This window comes from Quatrionicoccus australiensis (genome assembly GCF_020510425.1).
GTDB classification, from domain to species: domain Bacteria; phylum Pseudomonadota; class Gammaproteobacteria; order Burkholderiales; family Rhodocyclaceae; genus Azonexus; species Azonexus australiensis_A.
Window position 1 is genome coordinate 664,150 of sequence record NZ_JAHBAH010000001.1, and the last position, 16,282, is coordinate 680,431.

Genomic DNA, 16,282 nt, shown 5'->3' on the forward strand with positions numbered 1-16,282 from the left:
GTGTGCGTTTTTATGAATAAGGTTGGTCTGGGTTCAGACCGGGGAATGTTGGTTGGCTTGGCCGGTGGTTATCGGCGGATGGCTATGGGGATGTTGTGTTGTTTGACGCTAGGGTTACGGCGTTCGCTTTGGTCTCGGCTACGGAAGATGTTGTTCTTGTTTGGCGTGGGGGTTCCGCCTTGCGGGCGGGCGTACTTTCTTTTGCTTCGCCAAAAGAAAGTAGCCAAAGAAAAGGCGACCCCAGGCTACGCGGTCGGCTGCGCCGACTCCCCTGCGCTACTCGCTGCTGGCGGGGGCTGCGGAACTCGGGGCTACGCCCCTCAGACAGTCCTCGCCCTTTTTCCGCCATCAGCTCCGTTGCTCGGCGCTCCACATGGGGACCCGGAAAGGCGTCTCGGAACGACGGCTCTGCCCTGGAAGAAAAAAGAAAAAGCCTTGTTTTTAGCGGTCGACCGCTAGAAACAGCCCAAAACCATCTCCACCGGTTCGGCGGCGACGCCTTTCGGGTCCCCCTGAGAGGCGCTGAGCAACGCAGGCCGGCCGGGGGCATTCGGCTTGCGTCTGTCTGAGCCGCAGGCGAGTTTAGCAAGCCGCCCGGACGACCGAGTAGCGCAAGGAACCGGGCAACGCCCGGCGCCGACCCGGGGGTCGCCTTTTCTTTGGCTACTTTCTTTTGGCGAAGCAAAAGAAAGTACGCCCGCGCCGCCAGCGCGGAACCCAACGGTTCAGCAAGCGCGGCAAACGACTCCGCGCGCACGAACCCGAAAGGCAGAAAGGGCAACAAAGCGTCCATCAGTACGCCGCCCCACCCTTCGCAACATCACCCTTCTTGAACTTGTCCGCCAGCGCCACAGCCGAATTCCGCAGCAAAAGCGCATCAACCCCTACCAGCAAAAAGCTCGCCCCAATCTCGCGATAGGCTTCCGCCGCAGCCGGATCAGCCGAGAACACACCCGCCGCCTTGCCAGCAGCCGATATCTTGCCGATCGCGGCAACAACCGCCGCCTTGACATCAGCGTGGCCCGGATTGCCTAGGTGGCCCATCGAGGCAGCCAGGTCGGACGGCCCGATGAAGACCGCATCAACGCCTTCAACGCAAAGAATCTCGTCGAGTCCGGCCAGACCGGTGGTCGATTCGATCTGCACGATCAGGCACATTTCCTCGTCGGCATGCGCGAAGTAACCTTCGACGCCGTTCCAGCGGGCAGCGCGCGCCATGGCCGTGCCGACGCCACGAATGCCGTTCGGCGGGTAGCGCATGGCGCGGACCAGCTTTTCGGCATCGGCGGCGGTTTCAACCATCGGCACCATCAGCGTCTGCACACCGCCATCAAGCAATTGCTTGATGCGGGCGACGTCGTGGTCGACGGTGCGCACCACCGGCTTGACCGGGTACGGCGCCAGCGCCTGCAGCTGTTCGATGATGGAACGCAGGTCGTTCGGACCATGCTCGCCATCGATCAGCAGCCAGTCGAAGCCGGTGGTGGCGACGATTTCGGCGGTGTAGGCGTTGGCCAGGCCGAGGAACAGGCCGATCTGCGTTTCGCGCTGGGCGAGCGCACGCTTGAAGGTATTGCGGGGCATCTGCACGGTCGACTCCTGTTTTTCAGACAAAACGGCAGGTGATATTGCCGAGGGGGCCGTAATCGACATGGAAGGTGTCGCCACGGCTGGCCGGCACCGGCCGCGTGAAGGAACCGGCGAGGATGATCTGACCCGGTTCGAGCGCCACGCCATGCGGCGCGAAGCGCTTGGCCAGCCAGGCAATGCCGTTGGCCGGATGGTTGAGCACGCCGGCGGCAACGCCGGTTTCCTCGATCACGCCGTTGCGGTAGAGCAGCGCCGAAACCCAGCGCAGATCGATGTCCATCGGCTTGATCGGGCGGCCGCCCATGATGATGCCGGCGTTGGCGGCATTGTCCGAAATGGTGTCGAAAACCTTGCGCGGCCGCTTGCTTTCCGGGTCGATGCGCTGCGAGCGGGCATCGATCAGTTCCAGTGCCGGGATCACGTAGTCGGTGGCGGAAAGCACGTCGAGCATGCTGACGTTTTCGCCTTCGAGACGATCCTTGAGGATGAAGGCCAGCTCGACCTCGATCATCGGCACGATGAAGCGGTCGACCGGGATTTCGCCGCCGTCGGCAAAGACCATGTCGTCGAGCAGTGTGCCGTAGTCCGGCTCGTTGATCTGCGACGACATCTGCATGGCACGCGAGGTCAGGCCGATCTTGTGGCCGACGATCTTGCGCCCTTCGGCGATCTTCATGTCGACCCAGGCCTTCTGGATCGCATAGGCGTCGGGGATGGTGATTTCCGGATAATCCAGCGAAATCTGGCGGATCTGCTGGCGGGTCTTTTCGGCTTCGTGGAAGCGACGCGCGGTGGCTTCGATGATGTCCTGGCTAAGCATGGTCATTCCTCTTGGTGGGCTTAAGTCTTCTTGTAACGGGCGTGGATATTGTTCTGCTTCCAGGTCCCGGATTCGCTGAACTCGACGATTTCCATCGACAAGGCCAGCGTGCGCTTTGCGTAAATCGTGGCGAAGTGCGCGCAGATCATCGCGAACAGTTCGTCGCCGGTCTTCTTCTTGGCTTCTTCGCTGCGACCGCCGCCGATCTTCAGCGTGACATGCACGAAGGCATCGTCCACCGTGCCGTCAGCCACGCAGTAATCGTGCAGCCAGACGACGCGGGAACGGATGCCGCCGATCGGGAACACCCCACCCTGGTCAATCAACACCTGGTTGGCTTTTTTCAACAGGCTCCTGACATCGGCTTCGGCCGCGTCAAGGTTGTCGGTGACTTCAAAGATCAGATGGGGCATTCCTTGCTCCTTTGGTTTGTTATTGCTTCAGGAAACCGGCATTTCGGCACCGATGCCGCGCGCGGCCAGCGGGATGCCGGCAACCGGCAGGCTGACGACGACCTGGCCGGTACCCGAACTTTCGAAGTACGGGCAGACGATTTCGGCCTTGCCTTCGTACTTGTCCCAGCCGAGCGCGCCGAACAGCATGGCGGTATCGTGCATTTTGCCTTCGCCGGTGCAGTACTGGGCGTATTCGGGCAGCATGCGCAGGAAGGTGGCCCACTGGCCTTCTTCCCACAGTTGCAGGGCGCGCAGATCGACCTGCTTGTTGAATTCGCGGCTGATCGTGTTGAAACCTTCCTCGACCAGGCGGTTTTCCCAGATCTGGTGCGACATCGAGCCGGAAGCGACGATGGCGACCTTGCAATTGCTGCGGGCAACGGCCTTGGCCAGCGCTTCGCCGAGGATGCGCGACTCTTCGAGCGAGCCGAAGGTGCTCCAGCCGGCAATCGAGACGACCTTGATCTTGCCTTCCGGGTTCATGTAGCGCATCGGCAGGATGGTGCCGTATTCGAGATCGAGCGAAGCAACCCGGTGAGCGCGCGTCTTGACGCCCATGGCGGTGGCTTCTTCGGCGATCAGGTCGCCCAGTTCCGGATTACCCGGAAACTCGTAGGGCAGGTCCTGGATGAAATGCGGGAACTCGTGGCTGGTGTAATTGCCCTTGTGCACCGCATTGTTGTTGATGTGATAACCGGCATTGACCAGCCAGTGCGTGTCGAACACGATGAAGGTGTCGACGCCGAGTTCGGCGGCACGGCGGCCGATCTCGCGTTCGGCATCGATCGCAGCCTGACGGCACCCATGCGCGGGTCCCGGCTGTTCGGAAATAAGCATCGACGGCACGTGCGTGCACTTGATGGCCATCAGAATTTCACCCATGAAACTGTCTCCCTGAATTTTGAAAAAGATGTTTTCTCTGTATGGGGATCAATATGGCTTTACGCTCTTATTGAATGGGGAACACGACGTTGATCTGGCCGGTGCCGGACGAACCGAAGTAAGGCGTGACGATTTCAGCCTTGCCCTGGTAATCCTCGGCGCCGAGCACGCCGAGCAGCATCGCGGTGTCGTGCATCATGCCTTCGCCGTGACACTTGACCGCGTACTCCGGCAACATGCCGCAGAAGGTCTTCCAGTCGCCGTTCTTCCACAGTTCGATGACGTGGCGGTCGACGTTTTCCAGGAAGGGATCCCAGACCTTGTGCATGAATTGTTCCGACACGCCGTTCTGCGCGAAGCGGTGCGACAGCGAACCGGAGGCGAGCACGGCGACGTTGCCTTCGCTCTGCTCGATGGCGCGGCGCACAGCGCGGCCCAGCTCGATCGAATCGGCCAGGTTATGCACGGTACACATCGCCGAGACCGAGATGACCTTGAACTGCTTGTCCTCGTTCATGTAGCGCATCGGCACCAGGGTGCCGTATTCGAGCGCCAGGCTGGTCGCATCGTGGGCGCGGGTCAGCACGCCGGCAGAGGTCGCTGCCGCGGCGATGGCATGCCCGAGCGCCGGGTTGCCCTGGTACGAGAACGGCATGTTCTTGATGAAGTGCGGCAGCTCGTTGGAGGTGTAGATCCCCTCCCAGCTCGGCGCGCAATTGATGTGATAGCCGGCATTGACCAGCCAGTGCGTGTCGAAGACGACGATGGTGTCGACCTTCAGTTCGCGCATGCGGCGGGCGATTTCCTTGTGGCCATCGATGGCAGCCTGGCGGCAGCCCTTGTGCGGCCCGTCCATTTCGGACAGGTACATCGACGGTACGTGGGTGATCTTGGCGGCGAGGACGAGTTTGCCCATATCTGTGTCTCCTTCTGTTCTTTAACTCCCTCCCCTTCAAGGGGAGGGTTGGGGTGGGGATGGGTTTTATTCGCGGAACGAACCCATCCCCCTCCCGGCCTCCCCCTTGAAGGGGGAGGAGTGTTAGTTACACGCCCCAACGCGGGATGTGATGGCTGCCGTACGACACGGCGATGTTCTTGGCTTCGCAGAACACGTCGTAGCTGTAGTGGTTGCCTTCACGACCGGTGCCGGAAGCCTTGGAACCGCCGAAGGGCTGGCGCAGGTCGCGCACGTTCTGGCTGTTGACGAAGGTCATGCCCGACTCGATGGCCTTGGCCAGGCGGATGGCGCGGCCGGTGTTGTTGGTCCAGAGATATGACGAGAGGCCGTAGATGGTGTCGTTGGCGATGCGCACGGCGTCCTCTTCGGTCTTGAAGCGGATGATGCAGGGCACCGGCCCGAAGATTTCTTCCTGGGCGATGCGCATCTTGTTGTCGACATTGGCGAAGACGGTCGGCTGCACCCAGAAACCGTTCTTGAACTTGTCGGCGACAACCGGCGTGCCGCCGCCGAAGACGACTTCGGCGCCTTCCTGCTTGCCGAGTTCGATGTAGTAATTGACCTTGTCCATGTGGCCCTTGGAGATCATCGGGCCGATCACGGTGTTCGGATCCATCGGGTCACCGACCACCAGGCGCGAGGCGCGGGCGGCGAAATCGGCGACGAACTTGTCGTAGATACCTTCCTGGACGATGATCCGCGAGCCGGCGGTGCAGCGTTCGCCGTTGTTCGAGAAGATCATGAAGATGGCGGCATCGAGGGCGCGTTCGTAGTCGGCGTCGTCGAAGATGATGAACGGCGACTTGCCGCCCAGTTCCATCGAGAATTTCTTCAGGCCGGCGGCCTTGACGATGCGGTTGCCGGTGGCGGTCGAGCCGGTGAAGGAGATCGAGCGGACATCCGGGTGCGAGACCAGCGGTTCGCCGGCCTTGTCGCCGAAACCATGCACGACGTTGAAGACGCCGGCCGGAATGCCGGCTTCGAGGGCCAGTTCGCCGAGGCGGTTGGCGGTCAACGGCGACAATTCGGACATTTTCATCACCGCCGTGTTGCCGAAAGCCAGGCACGGTGCCGTCTTCCAGGTCGCGGTCATGAACGGCACGTTCCACGGCGAGATCAGCGCGCAGACGCCAACCGGCTGCCACAGCGTGTAGTTGAGGTGGCCGGTGTCGGAATCGTAGGTTTCGCCGTGCATGTGCTGGATCAGCTCGGCGAAGTAGTTGAAGTTGTCCGAGGCACGCGGAATCAGCACGCGCTTGGTCTGGTTGGTGACCTGGCCGCAGTCGGCGGTTTCCATGTCGGCGATCGGCTCGACATTGGCGGCGATCAGTTCGCCCAGCTTGCGCACCAGACGGGCGCGTTCCTTGACCGGCGTTGCCGCCCAGCCCGGAAAGGCGGCCTTGGCGGCAGCCACCGCGGCGTTGATTTCGTCCGTACCGCCGCTGGCGACGGTGTCGATGACTTCACCGGTCGCCGGGTTGATGGTTTCGAACGTTTCCTTGCTGTCGACCTTCTGGCCGTTGATGATGTGCTTGATCATGCTGTCCTCGCCTTTGTTCTTCAGTTAGCGAAATAAGTCGCGTCGTCGACGATGCTGTTGACCAGGCAACAGACCCCTTCGACTTCGGTTTCGATGACATCGCCCGCCTTGACGTCGGCCAGGCCTTCCGGCGTGCCGGTCAGGATGACGTCGCCCGGATTCAGCGTCATGAAGGACGACAGGTATTCGATCAGCGTCGGGATGTCGAAAATCATGTCGGCCGTCGTGCCGGTCTGCGTCGTCTTGCCATTGACGCGGGTGGTCAGCTTGAGCGCCATCGGATTCGGCACGTCGGCAGCGTCGACCAGCCACGGGCCGAGCGGCGTGCAGGCGTCGCGGTTCTTGACGCGCAGGTTCGGACGGTAATAGTTCTCGAGGTAGTCGCGGATGGCGTAATCGTTGGCCACGGTGTAGCCGGCGACGATGTCCATGGCGTCAGCCTTGGCGACGTTCTTGCCGGTCTTGCCGATGACCACGGCCAGTTCGCACTCGTAGTGCATGTAGGTGGCGTCGGCCGGGCGGCGCGTCTGCGCCTTATGACCGGTGATCGTGTTCGGCCCCTTCAAAAAGACGAGCGGCACTTCCGGCGCCTTGAAGGCGAGTTCCTTGGCGTGGTCGGCGTAGTTCAGGCCGAGCGCGAAGACGGTACCGACTTCGACCGGCGGCAGCCACTGAAAATCGCCTTCCTTGAGCAGTCGACCGTCGGCCAGGCGGACGTGGCCGTTGTCTTCGGTGACCTGATGAACGGCGCCGTTGTAGGCAATGCGTCCGTGCTTCATGCTTGTGCTCCTGCGATGGTGAAGCTCAGGCTGCCGACCCCGTCGGCACTGAGCGTGATCTTGCTGCCGGCCGCGGCTTGCGGTGCCTGGTAGCTGACGCCGACGAGCAGCACGTCACCCTGGCGCAGGCTCATGAACTCGGTGACATCAGCGAGCAGTTGTGCCGGCTGGCGGATCAGACCGGCCAGCGAACGGGTATCGACAACCTTGCCGTCGATCTCAGTGTTGAGCACCAAATTAGACAGATCAACCAGCGGCTTGACCGAAGACAGCGGCAGCGAGCCGTCGAAGCACTTTTCGCGGATCGCAGGACGGTAGTAGCTGGCGTGCGGCAGGCTCAAGTCGGCGGCAAGCACGATGCCGGCAACGGCGTCGAGTGCGTTTTCAGCCGTCAGGCGGCCGGCGGCGCGGCCCATGACCAGACCGATGGTGGCGGCCACCTCGACGGTTTTGGCATCGCCCGGAAGGTCGATCGCTGCGCCGCAAGCAGCGCGGGTATTGGCCGGCTTGATGTACAGGGCCGGGGCCTTCGGGGCGCCCTTGTAAGGCGCCTCTTCGAGCGAACCGATTTTTTGCACGGAGGCTGCGTCATTGAGAATGACGCCATATACCGTACCGCTGACTTGCTGTTTGATCATTGTTGCTAGCTCCAGTTAGCCGAGGTAATGCACGAGGCCGAGGGACACAATCGGGAAGAAGACCAGGGCGATGATGCGGATGAAGTCGGACGCCAGGAAAGGCATCACACCCCAGGCGGTCTCGCTCATCGGCACATCCTTGGCAATCTTGTTGATGACGTAGAGGTTCATGCCGACCGGCGGATGGACCAGGCCGATTTCAACCACCATCAGCGCCAGGATACCGAACCACACCGACTTGTCTTCCAGGCCCATGCCGAAGAAATCGAGGCCCATCACCATCGGGTAGAAAATGGGAATGGTGAGCAGGATCATGGCCAGCGAATCCATCACGCAGCCGAGCAGGACGTAGATGACCAGGATGGAAAAGAGCACAACCAGCGGCGGCAAACCGCTACCGGCCACCCAGGTTGCCAGCTCGGTCGGCATTTGCGACAGGGCCAGGCTGGAGTTGAGCAGGTCGGCGCCGATCAGCACCATGAAAATCATGCCGGTGGCGTGCGCCGTACCATAGACGCTCTGCAGGAAGTCCTTGGTCCGCATGCCGCCGGAAACCGCGGCGATGATGCCGCAGGCCGCCGCACCGATCGAGGCAGCCTCGGTCGGGTTGGCCCAGCCGCCGTAGATACCGACGATGACGACGAGGAAGACGCAAAGCACGGGAATGATGTTGATCTGGGCCTTGATCATTTCGGCGAACGGCACCTTGACGCCGGCCGGACCGGCTGACGGATCACGCCGGACAACGATGGCGATGACCAGGATATAACCGAGGGCAGCGATGATGCCGGGCACGACGGCGGCGACAAACAGCTTGCCGATCGATTCCTGGGTCAGCACGGCGTAGATGACCAGCGGCACCGACGGCGGAATCATGATACCCAGCGTGCCGGAAGCGGCCAGCGTGGCAGTCGCCAGCTTGCCGGAGTAGCCGGCAGCCTTCAGTTCCGGCAGCGCGACCTGGCCCATCGTTGCGGCAGTCGCCAGCGAGGAGCCGCAGATGGCGCCGAACGCCGCGCAGGCAGCCGTCGAAGCCATCGCCAGACCGCCGCGCCAGTGACCGATCAGGGTGCCGGCCGCCTTGAACAGCGCCTTGGACAGGCCGCCATGCGTGGCGAACTGGCCCATCATGATGAACAGCGGAATCACCGCCAGGTCGTAGTTGGAAACCCGGGCATAGACCAGGTTGTTCAGGGTGTACAGCAGGCCGGAAGTCTCACCGTGGTTCATCACCAGGTAAATCGCCGAGCCGGTGATGAACATTGCCATCGTGATGTGGATCCGGATGGCGAGCATGCCGAGCAGGCAGGCGAAGCCGATCAGGCCGATTGCGGTACCGCTCATTTGTGGGCTCCCGGGATGTTCTTGGTCGGATGGAAGTGGGCGTAGGCGCGATAGATGGCACAGACCATCATCAGGAACAGGCCGGGCACGAGCAGCGCGGTCGGAATCCACAGCGGCAGCGAGACCAGGGTCGTCACTTCTTCCGATTCGTAGGTGGCAATCGCCGACAGGACGGTGCGCCAGACGAGAATGCCGGAGACGATGGCGAAGAGGACTTCGGCGACGCCATCGATCGGGCGCTTCAGCGAATCACGCATGTTCTCGGTAAAGAAATCGACCTTGATGTGCTCGCCGAGCAGCGTGCAGTACGGCAGGAATGCCGTGGCTGCGACAGCCGTACCGGCCTGCATCAGTTCGATATCGCCATTGACCGAGCCAAACCCGAGCTTGCGGCCAATGATCGAAACCAGCGACATCGCGATCAGGGCGACGAACAGCATGCCGCCCGAAATCGCCATCGCCTTGCCCGCCAGGATCAGCCAGTGCTCTGCCCTGTCGTGTTCCACCAGATCGTGGGGGATACCCATCGGATCATGCATGATTCACCTCTTCCCTGTTTCGTCTTTATTACTTGGCGGTGCCGGTCAGTTCTCGGGCAGAAGCAATCAGCTTCTTGCCGTCCAGACCCTTTTCACCGACCTGCTTCGCCCACTCTTCTTCGACGCCGGCCGTAGCCTGCTTCATGGCAGCGACTTCAATCGCGCTGAAGGTGGAGATCTTGTTGCCCTGGGCGGCGATGCGCTTGCGGGTATCGGCAGCCACCTCGTCGAACATGGCGCCGAACTTGCCGACCATGACTTCGCCGGTGGTCTTGTCGACAATGGCCTTCAGGTCAGCCGGCAGGCCGTCATACTTGGCCTTGTTCATCAGCACGGTGAGTACGGTCGCGGTCGGGTGCGCCACACCGGCAGCCGGCTGGGCGTGGAACTTGGTGACTTCGGAAAGCTTGGTCGGATAGACCAGCTCCCAGGCACCGAACGAACCGTCGACGACGCCCTTGGAAATGGCTTCGGTGACCTGGGCCGGCGGCATGGCGACCGGCGAACCGCCGAGCGCGGCCAGGGTCTTGGCACCGACACGGGTCGAGGTGCGCAGCTTGAGGCCCGAGAAGCCGGTCAGACCGACCACCGGCTTGGCTGCCGTATGCACGGCCTGGCCGCCATCAGTATGGAAAGCGAGCACCTTGTAGGCGGCAAATTCCTGCTGCGCATTCTGCTGATAGTACTTCCACAGCGCCTTGGAGGAGCTGGTCGCATCCTTGACCATGAACGGCAGTTCGAAGGCTTCGATGGCCGGGAAGCGGCCGGCCGAGTAACCCGGGCCGGTCCACACGATATCGGCGACGCCGTTCTTGACCTGGTCGGCGAGCTGGGCCGGCGTGCCGCCGAGCTGCATGGCCGGGTAGAACTGGCAGGCGATGCGGCCGTTCGACTGTTTCTTCATGTCGTCGCACCACGGCTGCAGCACCTTCTGCTGGGTCGGCGCGGCCGACGGCAGGAAGTGGGCGATCTTGAAGGTGACTTCCTGGGCCATGGCCGGCAGCGAAACAGCCAGCGCACCGAGAACTGCGAAGTTGCGATAGTTCATGTTCATCTCCTCTTTATTGGACACCGGGCCGCAGCCCATCTTCGTTAATATGTTAGCGATTAAATCACTACGATATTAGTGAGTCAATACTTGAGGGAATAATTTTTGGTCTTTTTTTACGACTTTTTACTGGTGCACCGCAGCATCCATCGGCGGATGGCGGAAGACCTGGAAACGCCGGCCGCGAAAGTCGGTTTCGCTTTCCAGACAGGCCCCGACCGAGGTGGCAACGCGGATCGACGCGGCATTATCGCGATCAATGAAGCTGATCGGCGGCAAGCCGGGAAAGGCCGCAGCGGCAAGGCGCTGCACGACCCGCGCCGCCTCGCTGGCATAGCCCAGGCCGCGCACCGCGGGATGCAGCGCCCACTTGATTTCGCGCTCGGGAAAGTCGACCGGATGCCAGAGGCCGACCGTACCGAGCACCCGCCCGTCGGCCTTGGCTTCCAGCGCATAGGGACCGTAACCACGCAGCAGCCAGTGCCCGGCCAGGGTCGCAGTCAGGCGCCAGCTTTCGCCTTCGCTCAGGCTGCGGCCAAGCGTGTAGCGGGTGCTTTCGGGATCGGCGTAATGCGCGTGCATCGCCTGCCAGTCGTCTTCACGGAACATGCGCAGGATCAGGCGCGCCGACTCGGCACGCTCGGGAATCAGGAAGGAGGTCATGATGGGAATTAAAAAAAGCCGGCCGCACAGGGCGGCCGGAAAACTCGCAGAGGAGAGAGAAAACGCAAAGCAGGCCGGCCCACGACGGGCGCCGGCTCAGGACTTCATGATCTTGAGGGTCTGGATCGAGGTGTATTCGGCGAGGCCGTGGCTGCCGAACTCGACGCCGATGCCGGACTGCTTGACGCCACCAAACGGCGCGTCCGGCTGCACGGCGCCGTGCTCGTTCACCCAGGCCGTGCCGCACTCGAGACGCTGCGCCAGCTCGGCCGCGCGCACCAGGTCGGTGGACCAGATCGAGCCGCCCAGACCGTTCAGGCTCCGGTTGGCACGGGCAATGACTTCATCGACATCGCTGTACTTGATGACCGGCAGCAAGGGGCCAAACGGCTCTTCATCGACCAGGCGCGAACCGTCGCTGAGGTCGGCGACGATGGTCGGCTCGTAGAAATAGCCCGGCCCGGCGCGACGCTTGCCGCCGCACAGGAAGCGGCCGCCACTGGCACGCGCGTCGGCGGCCAGTTCCTCGACCTTGGCCAGTTGCATGGCATTCTGGATCGGACCAAGCTGGGTTTCCGGCAGCAAGCCGTCGCCGACCACGGTCGACGCCGCAATACGGGCCAATTCCGCGCACATTTCTTCGTAGATGCTGGCATGCACGTAGAGGCGTTTCAGGCAGGCGCAGGTCTGGCCATTGTTGTGGAAGGTGACGCCGAACAGCTTGGGTGCCACGGCCTTGACATCGACGTCGGGCAGCACGATGCCGGCATCGTTGCCGCCCAGTTCCAGGGTCAGGCGTTTCAGGTTGCCGGCGCCGGCCGCCATGATCTTGCGCCCGGTCGCCGTCGAGCCGGTAAAGACGATCTTGGCAATGCCGGGATGGCTGGCCATGGCCGGGCCGACGTCGGAGCCGGCGGCACCGGTCACCAGGTTGAGCACGCCCGGCGGCAGGATGGCATTGGCCAGTTCGACGAAGCGCGCCGTCGCCACCGGGCTCAGTTCGGACGGCTTGATGACCACCGTATTGCCTGCGCGCAAGGCCGGAATGACGTGCCAGATGGCGATCATCAGCGGCCAGTTCCACGGCGTGATCGAACCGACCACGCCGAGCGGCTTGCGGTGAATCTCGACACGCGCTTCGGCGTTGTCCTGCAGCACCTCGACCGGCAGCGTCAGGTCGGCCGTGACATGCGTCCAGGCAATCGAACCGCCAACTTCCATGCCGGCGCCGACGCCGTTCAGGCCGGCGAGCGGCTTGCCGGTTTCCAGCGTGACCAGTTCCATCAGTTCCGGCATGTGCGCTTCGAGCGCCGCCCCCAGCGCATGCAGCAGGCGCTGGCGCTCGGCATCCGGCGTCTTGCTCCAGCCGGAAAATGCCCGTTTTGCGGCGTCGACCGCTGCGTCCACATGCGCCGCGTTGCCGGCTGCCGCCTGGGCGAAAGCTTCACCGGTGGCCGGGTTGATGACGGGAAAGGTCGCCGTAGCGACCACCAGCTGACCATCGATCAGCATCGTGATGTTTTTCATGTTTGTCTCCTGATTATTATTTGTTGTTACCGTGGCGCAGCGTGAAGCACTGCGCCACCTACCACCTGTTACCCGTTCAATGCTTGCCTTCGGCCAGTACGCCGCGCCGCGAGAAGCGGACCAGGCCGTTGCCGCTGCCGGCCACCAGGGCCGTCATCGACACGCGATCGTCGCGTTGCAGGCCGGTGAAACTGGCACCCGCATCACGGCTCTCGATTTCCACGCCATCCAGACCGACACCGACGACCCGCGCGCCGACTTCGAGCAGATTGGTCAGCGAGCTCTTGCTGCCGCTGTCAACCGCATGCCAAGTCTTGCCGTCATCGCCGCTGCGGTACAGCGAGCCGCGCAGGCCGGCAACCAGCAGCGTGCCGTCGTGCAGCGCGAGGCCAGTCCAGAACGAGCCCTTGTAGCCGGTATTCAGGTATTGCCAGGTCTGACCCTTGTCGTCGCTGCGCAGCACGGCGCCGCGCTCGGCGGCAACGAACAGGCTGCCCTTGGGCGAAGCGAAGGTCGCGAACAGGTTGCGGTCGGCCCGGCCGCCTTCCGGCGGCGCCGGCAAGGTGATTGTTTCCCAGGTCTTGCCGCCGTCACGGGTGCGCAGCACCAGCGACCACAGGCCGACGGCGACGCCCTCTTCGGCGTTGAAGAAATGCACGGCAAACAGCGGCCGGTCTTCCTGCGTGTCGAGGCGCTGGATGCTCCAGGTCTCGCCACCGTCGGTGGTATGCACGATGGCACCCCAGTGGCCGACGGCCCAGCCATTTTTCTCGTCGGCGAAACTTACAGCGGTCAACGTCGAGGAAAGGGGCATTTTGCCGGCCTGGCGAAAATGCTTGCCATCGTCATCGGAGAGCAGCGCGATGCCGTAGTCGCCGACTGCGACGATGCGCTTGCCGGCCGTCGTCGCGCCCAGCATCGGGGCTAGGGTGGCGCTGGCCGACTGGCGGGCCGGCTGCGCCTGCAGCGGGACAGGCGCGGCCGGCACCTGGGCCAGGGCGGGCAGACAGGCGGCGGCGAACAACAGGGCGACGAGCGGGCGACGGAAGTTGAAGGATTTGTTTTGCATGATGAACTCCGCTCAGTGACTGAAGATGCCCGGCGCGCGGACCGGTGTCTTGCGCGGGAAGAGTTTTTCCAGCCAGACCGCGAAGGCCGGCAGTGCCGTCATCGCCATGACCATGTTGACCATGAACATGAAGGCGAGCAGCTTGCCCATGTCGGCCTGGAACTTGAGATCCGAGAAGGCCCAGGTGGCGACACCGACGGCCAGCGTGATGGCGGTGAAGATGGTCGCCGTGCCGACTTCGAGAATCGAGAACTCGAGCGCCTTGACGATGCTCTGCCCGCCCGCCATGTGCATCTGCAGGCGGTTGTAGATGTAGAAGGCGTAATCGACGCCGATCCCGACCGCCAGCACCATCACCGGCAGGGTCGCGACGGTCAGGCCGATTTCCAGTTCCTTCATGAACCAGTAGCCGATGAAGGTGCCGACCGTGAGCGGCAGGCAGCAGGCGAGCACGGCGCGGAAGTCGCGATAGACCATGGCGACCAGGATGATGATCGCGGCGTAGACATAGAGCATCATCGGCATCTCGCTCTTCTCGACCTCGTCATTGACCGCGGCGAGCACGCCGGCATTGCCGGAGGCGAGACGGACGCTGACGCCCTCGAGCTTGTTGCTGTCGCGGAAAGCCTTGACCTGCTCGATGACGCGGTTGATCGTGGTCGCCTTGTGGTCGGTCAGGAAGAGATGCACCGCGGTCATGCTGCAGTCCTTCTTCATGTAACCGCGCATGCGGCCGATCTCGGTGCTCAGCGCCGCGTAATTGCCCGGATCGATCGGGATCGCCCCCATCTTCGGATTGCCTTCGTTGTAGCCCTCGTTGAAGGTGCGCAGCTGGCCGGCGTAGGAGCTGGCCGAAAGAACGCCTTCGACGTGCTGCATTTCCCAGACGAACTGGTCCTGGTAGATGCCGATCGCGACGTTCTCGCAGGACTCGGGCGCTGCCTCGAAAATCACCGTCAACCAATCGAGGCCGGTGTCGTAGGAGGTCGAGATGGATACGGCATCGCGGTTGAAGCGGGCTTCCGGGCGCAGTTCCGGCGCGCCCGGCTGCAGCGTGCCGATGACGCGGTCGCTGCTCTGCCAGACGGCAATGCCGAAGATCGCCGTGGTGATCGCGATGACGATCGCGGCATTGCGCGGCTCGGCAACGCGGGCCAGCGAACGCAGCCAGCGCGCCCGCTTGTCGCGTTTCAACATCGCCGTCTGCGCATATTCCTTGGTGAATTTGAAATAGGACGCGGCAATCGGCAGCATCGCCAGGTTGGTCGTGATCTTGAAGAAGACGCCGAGCGAGGCGGTGATCGCCAGTTCGCGCACCATCGGGATCGGGATCATGACCAGGGTGATGAAGGAGACGAAGGCGGTGACCAGGGCCAGCACGCCCGGGATGAGCAGGCCGGAGAAGCTGGCGCGCGCCGCTTCTTCAGTCGTCTTGCCGTGCGACAGCTCGCGTACGATGAAGTTGATCTGCTGCACACCGTGCGACACACCGATCGCGAAGACCAGGAAAGGCACCAGCACGGCCAGCGGATCGAGACCGAAACCGAGCAGGCGCAGCGCGCCGAACTGCCAGACCAGCGAGGTCAGCGAACAGACCACCGGCAGCAGCGTGAAGCGGATCGAATGGCAGTACCAGTACACCGCGGCAGCGGTCAGCAGCAGCGCCACGGCACAAAATTCGAGCACCGCCGAGGCGCCGTTGGCGATGTCGCCGATCTGTTTGGCGAAGCCAATGATCTGGACCTCGAAGCCGGCATCCTCGTATTTGCCGCGCAATTCTTCGAGCAGCGCGTTGTAGGCGACGTAATCGATCTTGTTGCCGTCCTTGTCGAGCTCGGCCAGCTCGGCGACGATCATCGCACTCGTCTGGTCACGCGAGACCAGGGTACCGACGAAACCGCCCTGCCCGGCCGAACGCTGGATGCCGGCGATCAGTTCCGGGGTCAGTTGATCCGGCATCACGGTGCCGGGAATCAGCGGGTCGGCGCGAAAGCCTTCCTCGGTGATTTCATTGACGAAGCTGTTCGGCGTCCACAAGGACTGCACGCCAAGGCGATCGACGCCCGGCAGGTAGATCACCGCCTGGGTCACGTCGTAAAGGCGCTGCAAACCTTCCTGCGTCCAGATCGTGCCCTGTTTCGCCTTGACCACGACGTTGAGGCGATTGGCACCAAGCACGTCGTTACGATATTTCTGGAAGGTCTCGATGTATTCGTGGCCGGTCGGCATCTGCTTTTCGAAGCCGGCTTCCATGCGCAGCTGGAAGGCGAAGTAGCCCATGCCGGCGGTAAACACGGCGAGCCAGATCAGGAAAGGCGTCCTGAAGCGGAAGCAGAAATCTTCCAGGCCCTTGAGCAGCCGGGTCAGATGCCGGTCGACATCATTTACGCTGAAAAAATTGATCATGGCGAGCTGTTCCCTGCGGAGTGC

At 62.7% G+C, this 16,282-nt stretch carries 15 protein-coding genes; all 15 read right to left on the bottom strand.

Annotation, left to right across the window (positions count from 1 at the left end):
- Window positions 1-792: 792 nt before the first annotated feature.
- On the bottom strand, window positions 793-1,584 hold the full coding sequence (locus KIG99_RS03320) for an aldolase/citrate lyase family protein (protein WP_226461781.1): 792 nt from the start codon (window positions 1,582-1,584) through the stop codon (window positions 793-795).
- A 22-nt stretch (window positions 1,585-1,606) separates the two neighbouring features.
- Window positions 1,607-2,410 carry a 2-oxo-hept-4-ene-1,7-dioate hydratase gene (gene hpaH, locus KIG99_RS03325; protein WP_226440630.1) on the bottom strand — a complete coding sequence of 268 codons (804 nt, stop codon included), beginning with the start codon at window positions 2,408-2,410 and terminating at the stop codon, window positions 1,607-1,609.
- Window positions 2,411-2,430: 20 nt separating this feature from the next.
- Window positions 2,431-2,823, bottom strand: coding sequence for a 5-carboxymethyl-2-hydroxymuconate Delta-isomerase (locus KIG99_RS03330; RefSeq protein WP_226458842.1), 393 nt, complete (start codon window positions 2,821-2,823; stop codon window positions 2,431-2,433).
- Between the two features lie 27 nt (window positions 2,824-2,850).
- On the bottom strand, window positions 2,851-3,747 hold the full coding sequence (gene hpaD, locus KIG99_RS03335) for a 3,4-dihydroxyphenylacetate 2,3-dioxygenase (protein ID WP_226458843.1): 897 nt from the start codon (window positions 3,745-3,747) through the stop codon (window positions 2,851-2,853).
- Window positions 3,748-3,814: 67 nt separating this feature from the next.
- Window positions 3,815-4,663, bottom strand: a complete 849-nt coding sequence (gene hpaD, locus KIG99_RS03340; RefSeq protein ID WP_226458844.1) for a 3,4-dihydroxyphenylacetate 2,3-dioxygenase — start codon at window positions 4,661-4,663, stop codon at window positions 3,815-3,817.
- A gap of 127 nt (window positions 4,664-4,790) precedes the next feature.
- Complete coding sequence (gene hpaE, locus KIG99_RS03345) at window positions 4,791-6,245, bottom strand: 5-carboxymethyl-2-hydroxymuconate semialdehyde dehydrogenase (protein WP_226458845.1); 1,455 nt, start codon at window positions 6,243-6,245, stop codon at window positions 4,791-4,793.
- Between the two features lie 20 nt (window positions 6,246-6,265).
- Window positions 6,266-7,024: a fumarylacetoacetate hydrolase family protein gene (locus KIG99_RS03350; RefSeq protein WP_226458846.1), complete on the bottom strand. Its 759-nt coding sequence runs from the start codon at window positions 7,022-7,024 to the stop codon at window positions 6,266-6,268.
- Window positions 7,021-7,662 carry a fumarylacetoacetate hydrolase family protein gene (locus KIG99_RS03355; RefSeq protein ID WP_226458847.1) on the bottom strand — a complete coding sequence of 214 codons (642 nt, stop codon included), beginning with the start codon at window positions 7,660-7,662 and terminating at the stop codon, window positions 7,021-7,023. The genes KIG99_RS03350 and KIG99_RS03355 overlap by 4 nt, the downstream gene beginning before the upstream one ends.
- Before the next feature lie 15 nt (window positions 7,663-7,677).
- The gene (locus tag KIG99_RS03360; RefSeq protein WP_226458848.1) at window positions 7,678-9,006 is read right to left on the bottom strand and encodes a TRAP transporter large permease; all 1,329 of its coding nucleotides are present in this window, start codon (window positions 9,004-9,006) and stop codon (window positions 7,678-7,680) included.
- Entirely contained in the window at window positions 9,003-9,545 is a 543-nt protein-coding gene (locus KIG99_RS03365) for a TRAP transporter small permease (protein WP_226458849.1), read from the bottom strand. Before KIG99_RS03365 ends, KIG99_RS03360 begins: the two co-directional genes overlap by 4 nt.
- Before the next feature lie 28 nt (window positions 9,546-9,573).
- On the bottom strand, window positions 9,574-10,593 hold the full coding sequence (locus tag KIG99_RS03370) for a TRAP transporter substrate-binding protein (protein ID WP_226458850.1): 1,020 nt from the start codon (window positions 10,591-10,593) through the stop codon (window positions 9,574-9,576).
- 126 nt (window positions 10,594-10,719) lie between these two features.
- Window positions 10,720-11,256: a GNAT family N-acetyltransferase gene (locus KIG99_RS03375; protein WP_226458851.1), complete on the bottom strand. Its 537-nt coding sequence runs from the start codon at window positions 11,254-11,256 to the stop codon at window positions 10,720-10,722.
- Window positions 11,257-11,352: 96 nt separating this feature from the next.
- Window positions 11,353-12,783, bottom strand: a complete 1,431-nt coding sequence (locus KIG99_RS03380) for an aldehyde dehydrogenase family protein (RefSeq protein WP_226458852.1) — start codon at window positions 12,781-12,783, stop codon at window positions 11,353-11,355.
- A 76-nt stretch (window positions 12,784-12,859) separates the two neighbouring features.
- The gene (locus KIG99_RS03385) at window positions 12,860-13,852 is read right to left on the bottom strand and encodes a WD40/YVTN/BNR-like repeat-containing protein (RefSeq protein ID WP_226458853.1); all 993 of its coding nucleotides are present in this window, start codon (window positions 13,850-13,852) and stop codon (window positions 12,860-12,862) included.
- A 12-nt stretch (window positions 13,853-13,864) separates the two neighbouring features.
- Complete coding sequence (locus tag KIG99_RS03390) at window positions 13,865-16,258, bottom strand: efflux RND transporter permease subunit (RefSeq protein WP_226458854.1); 2,394 nt, start codon at window positions 16,256-16,258, stop codon at window positions 13,865-13,867.
- Window positions 16,259-16,282: the final 24 nt, after the last annotated feature.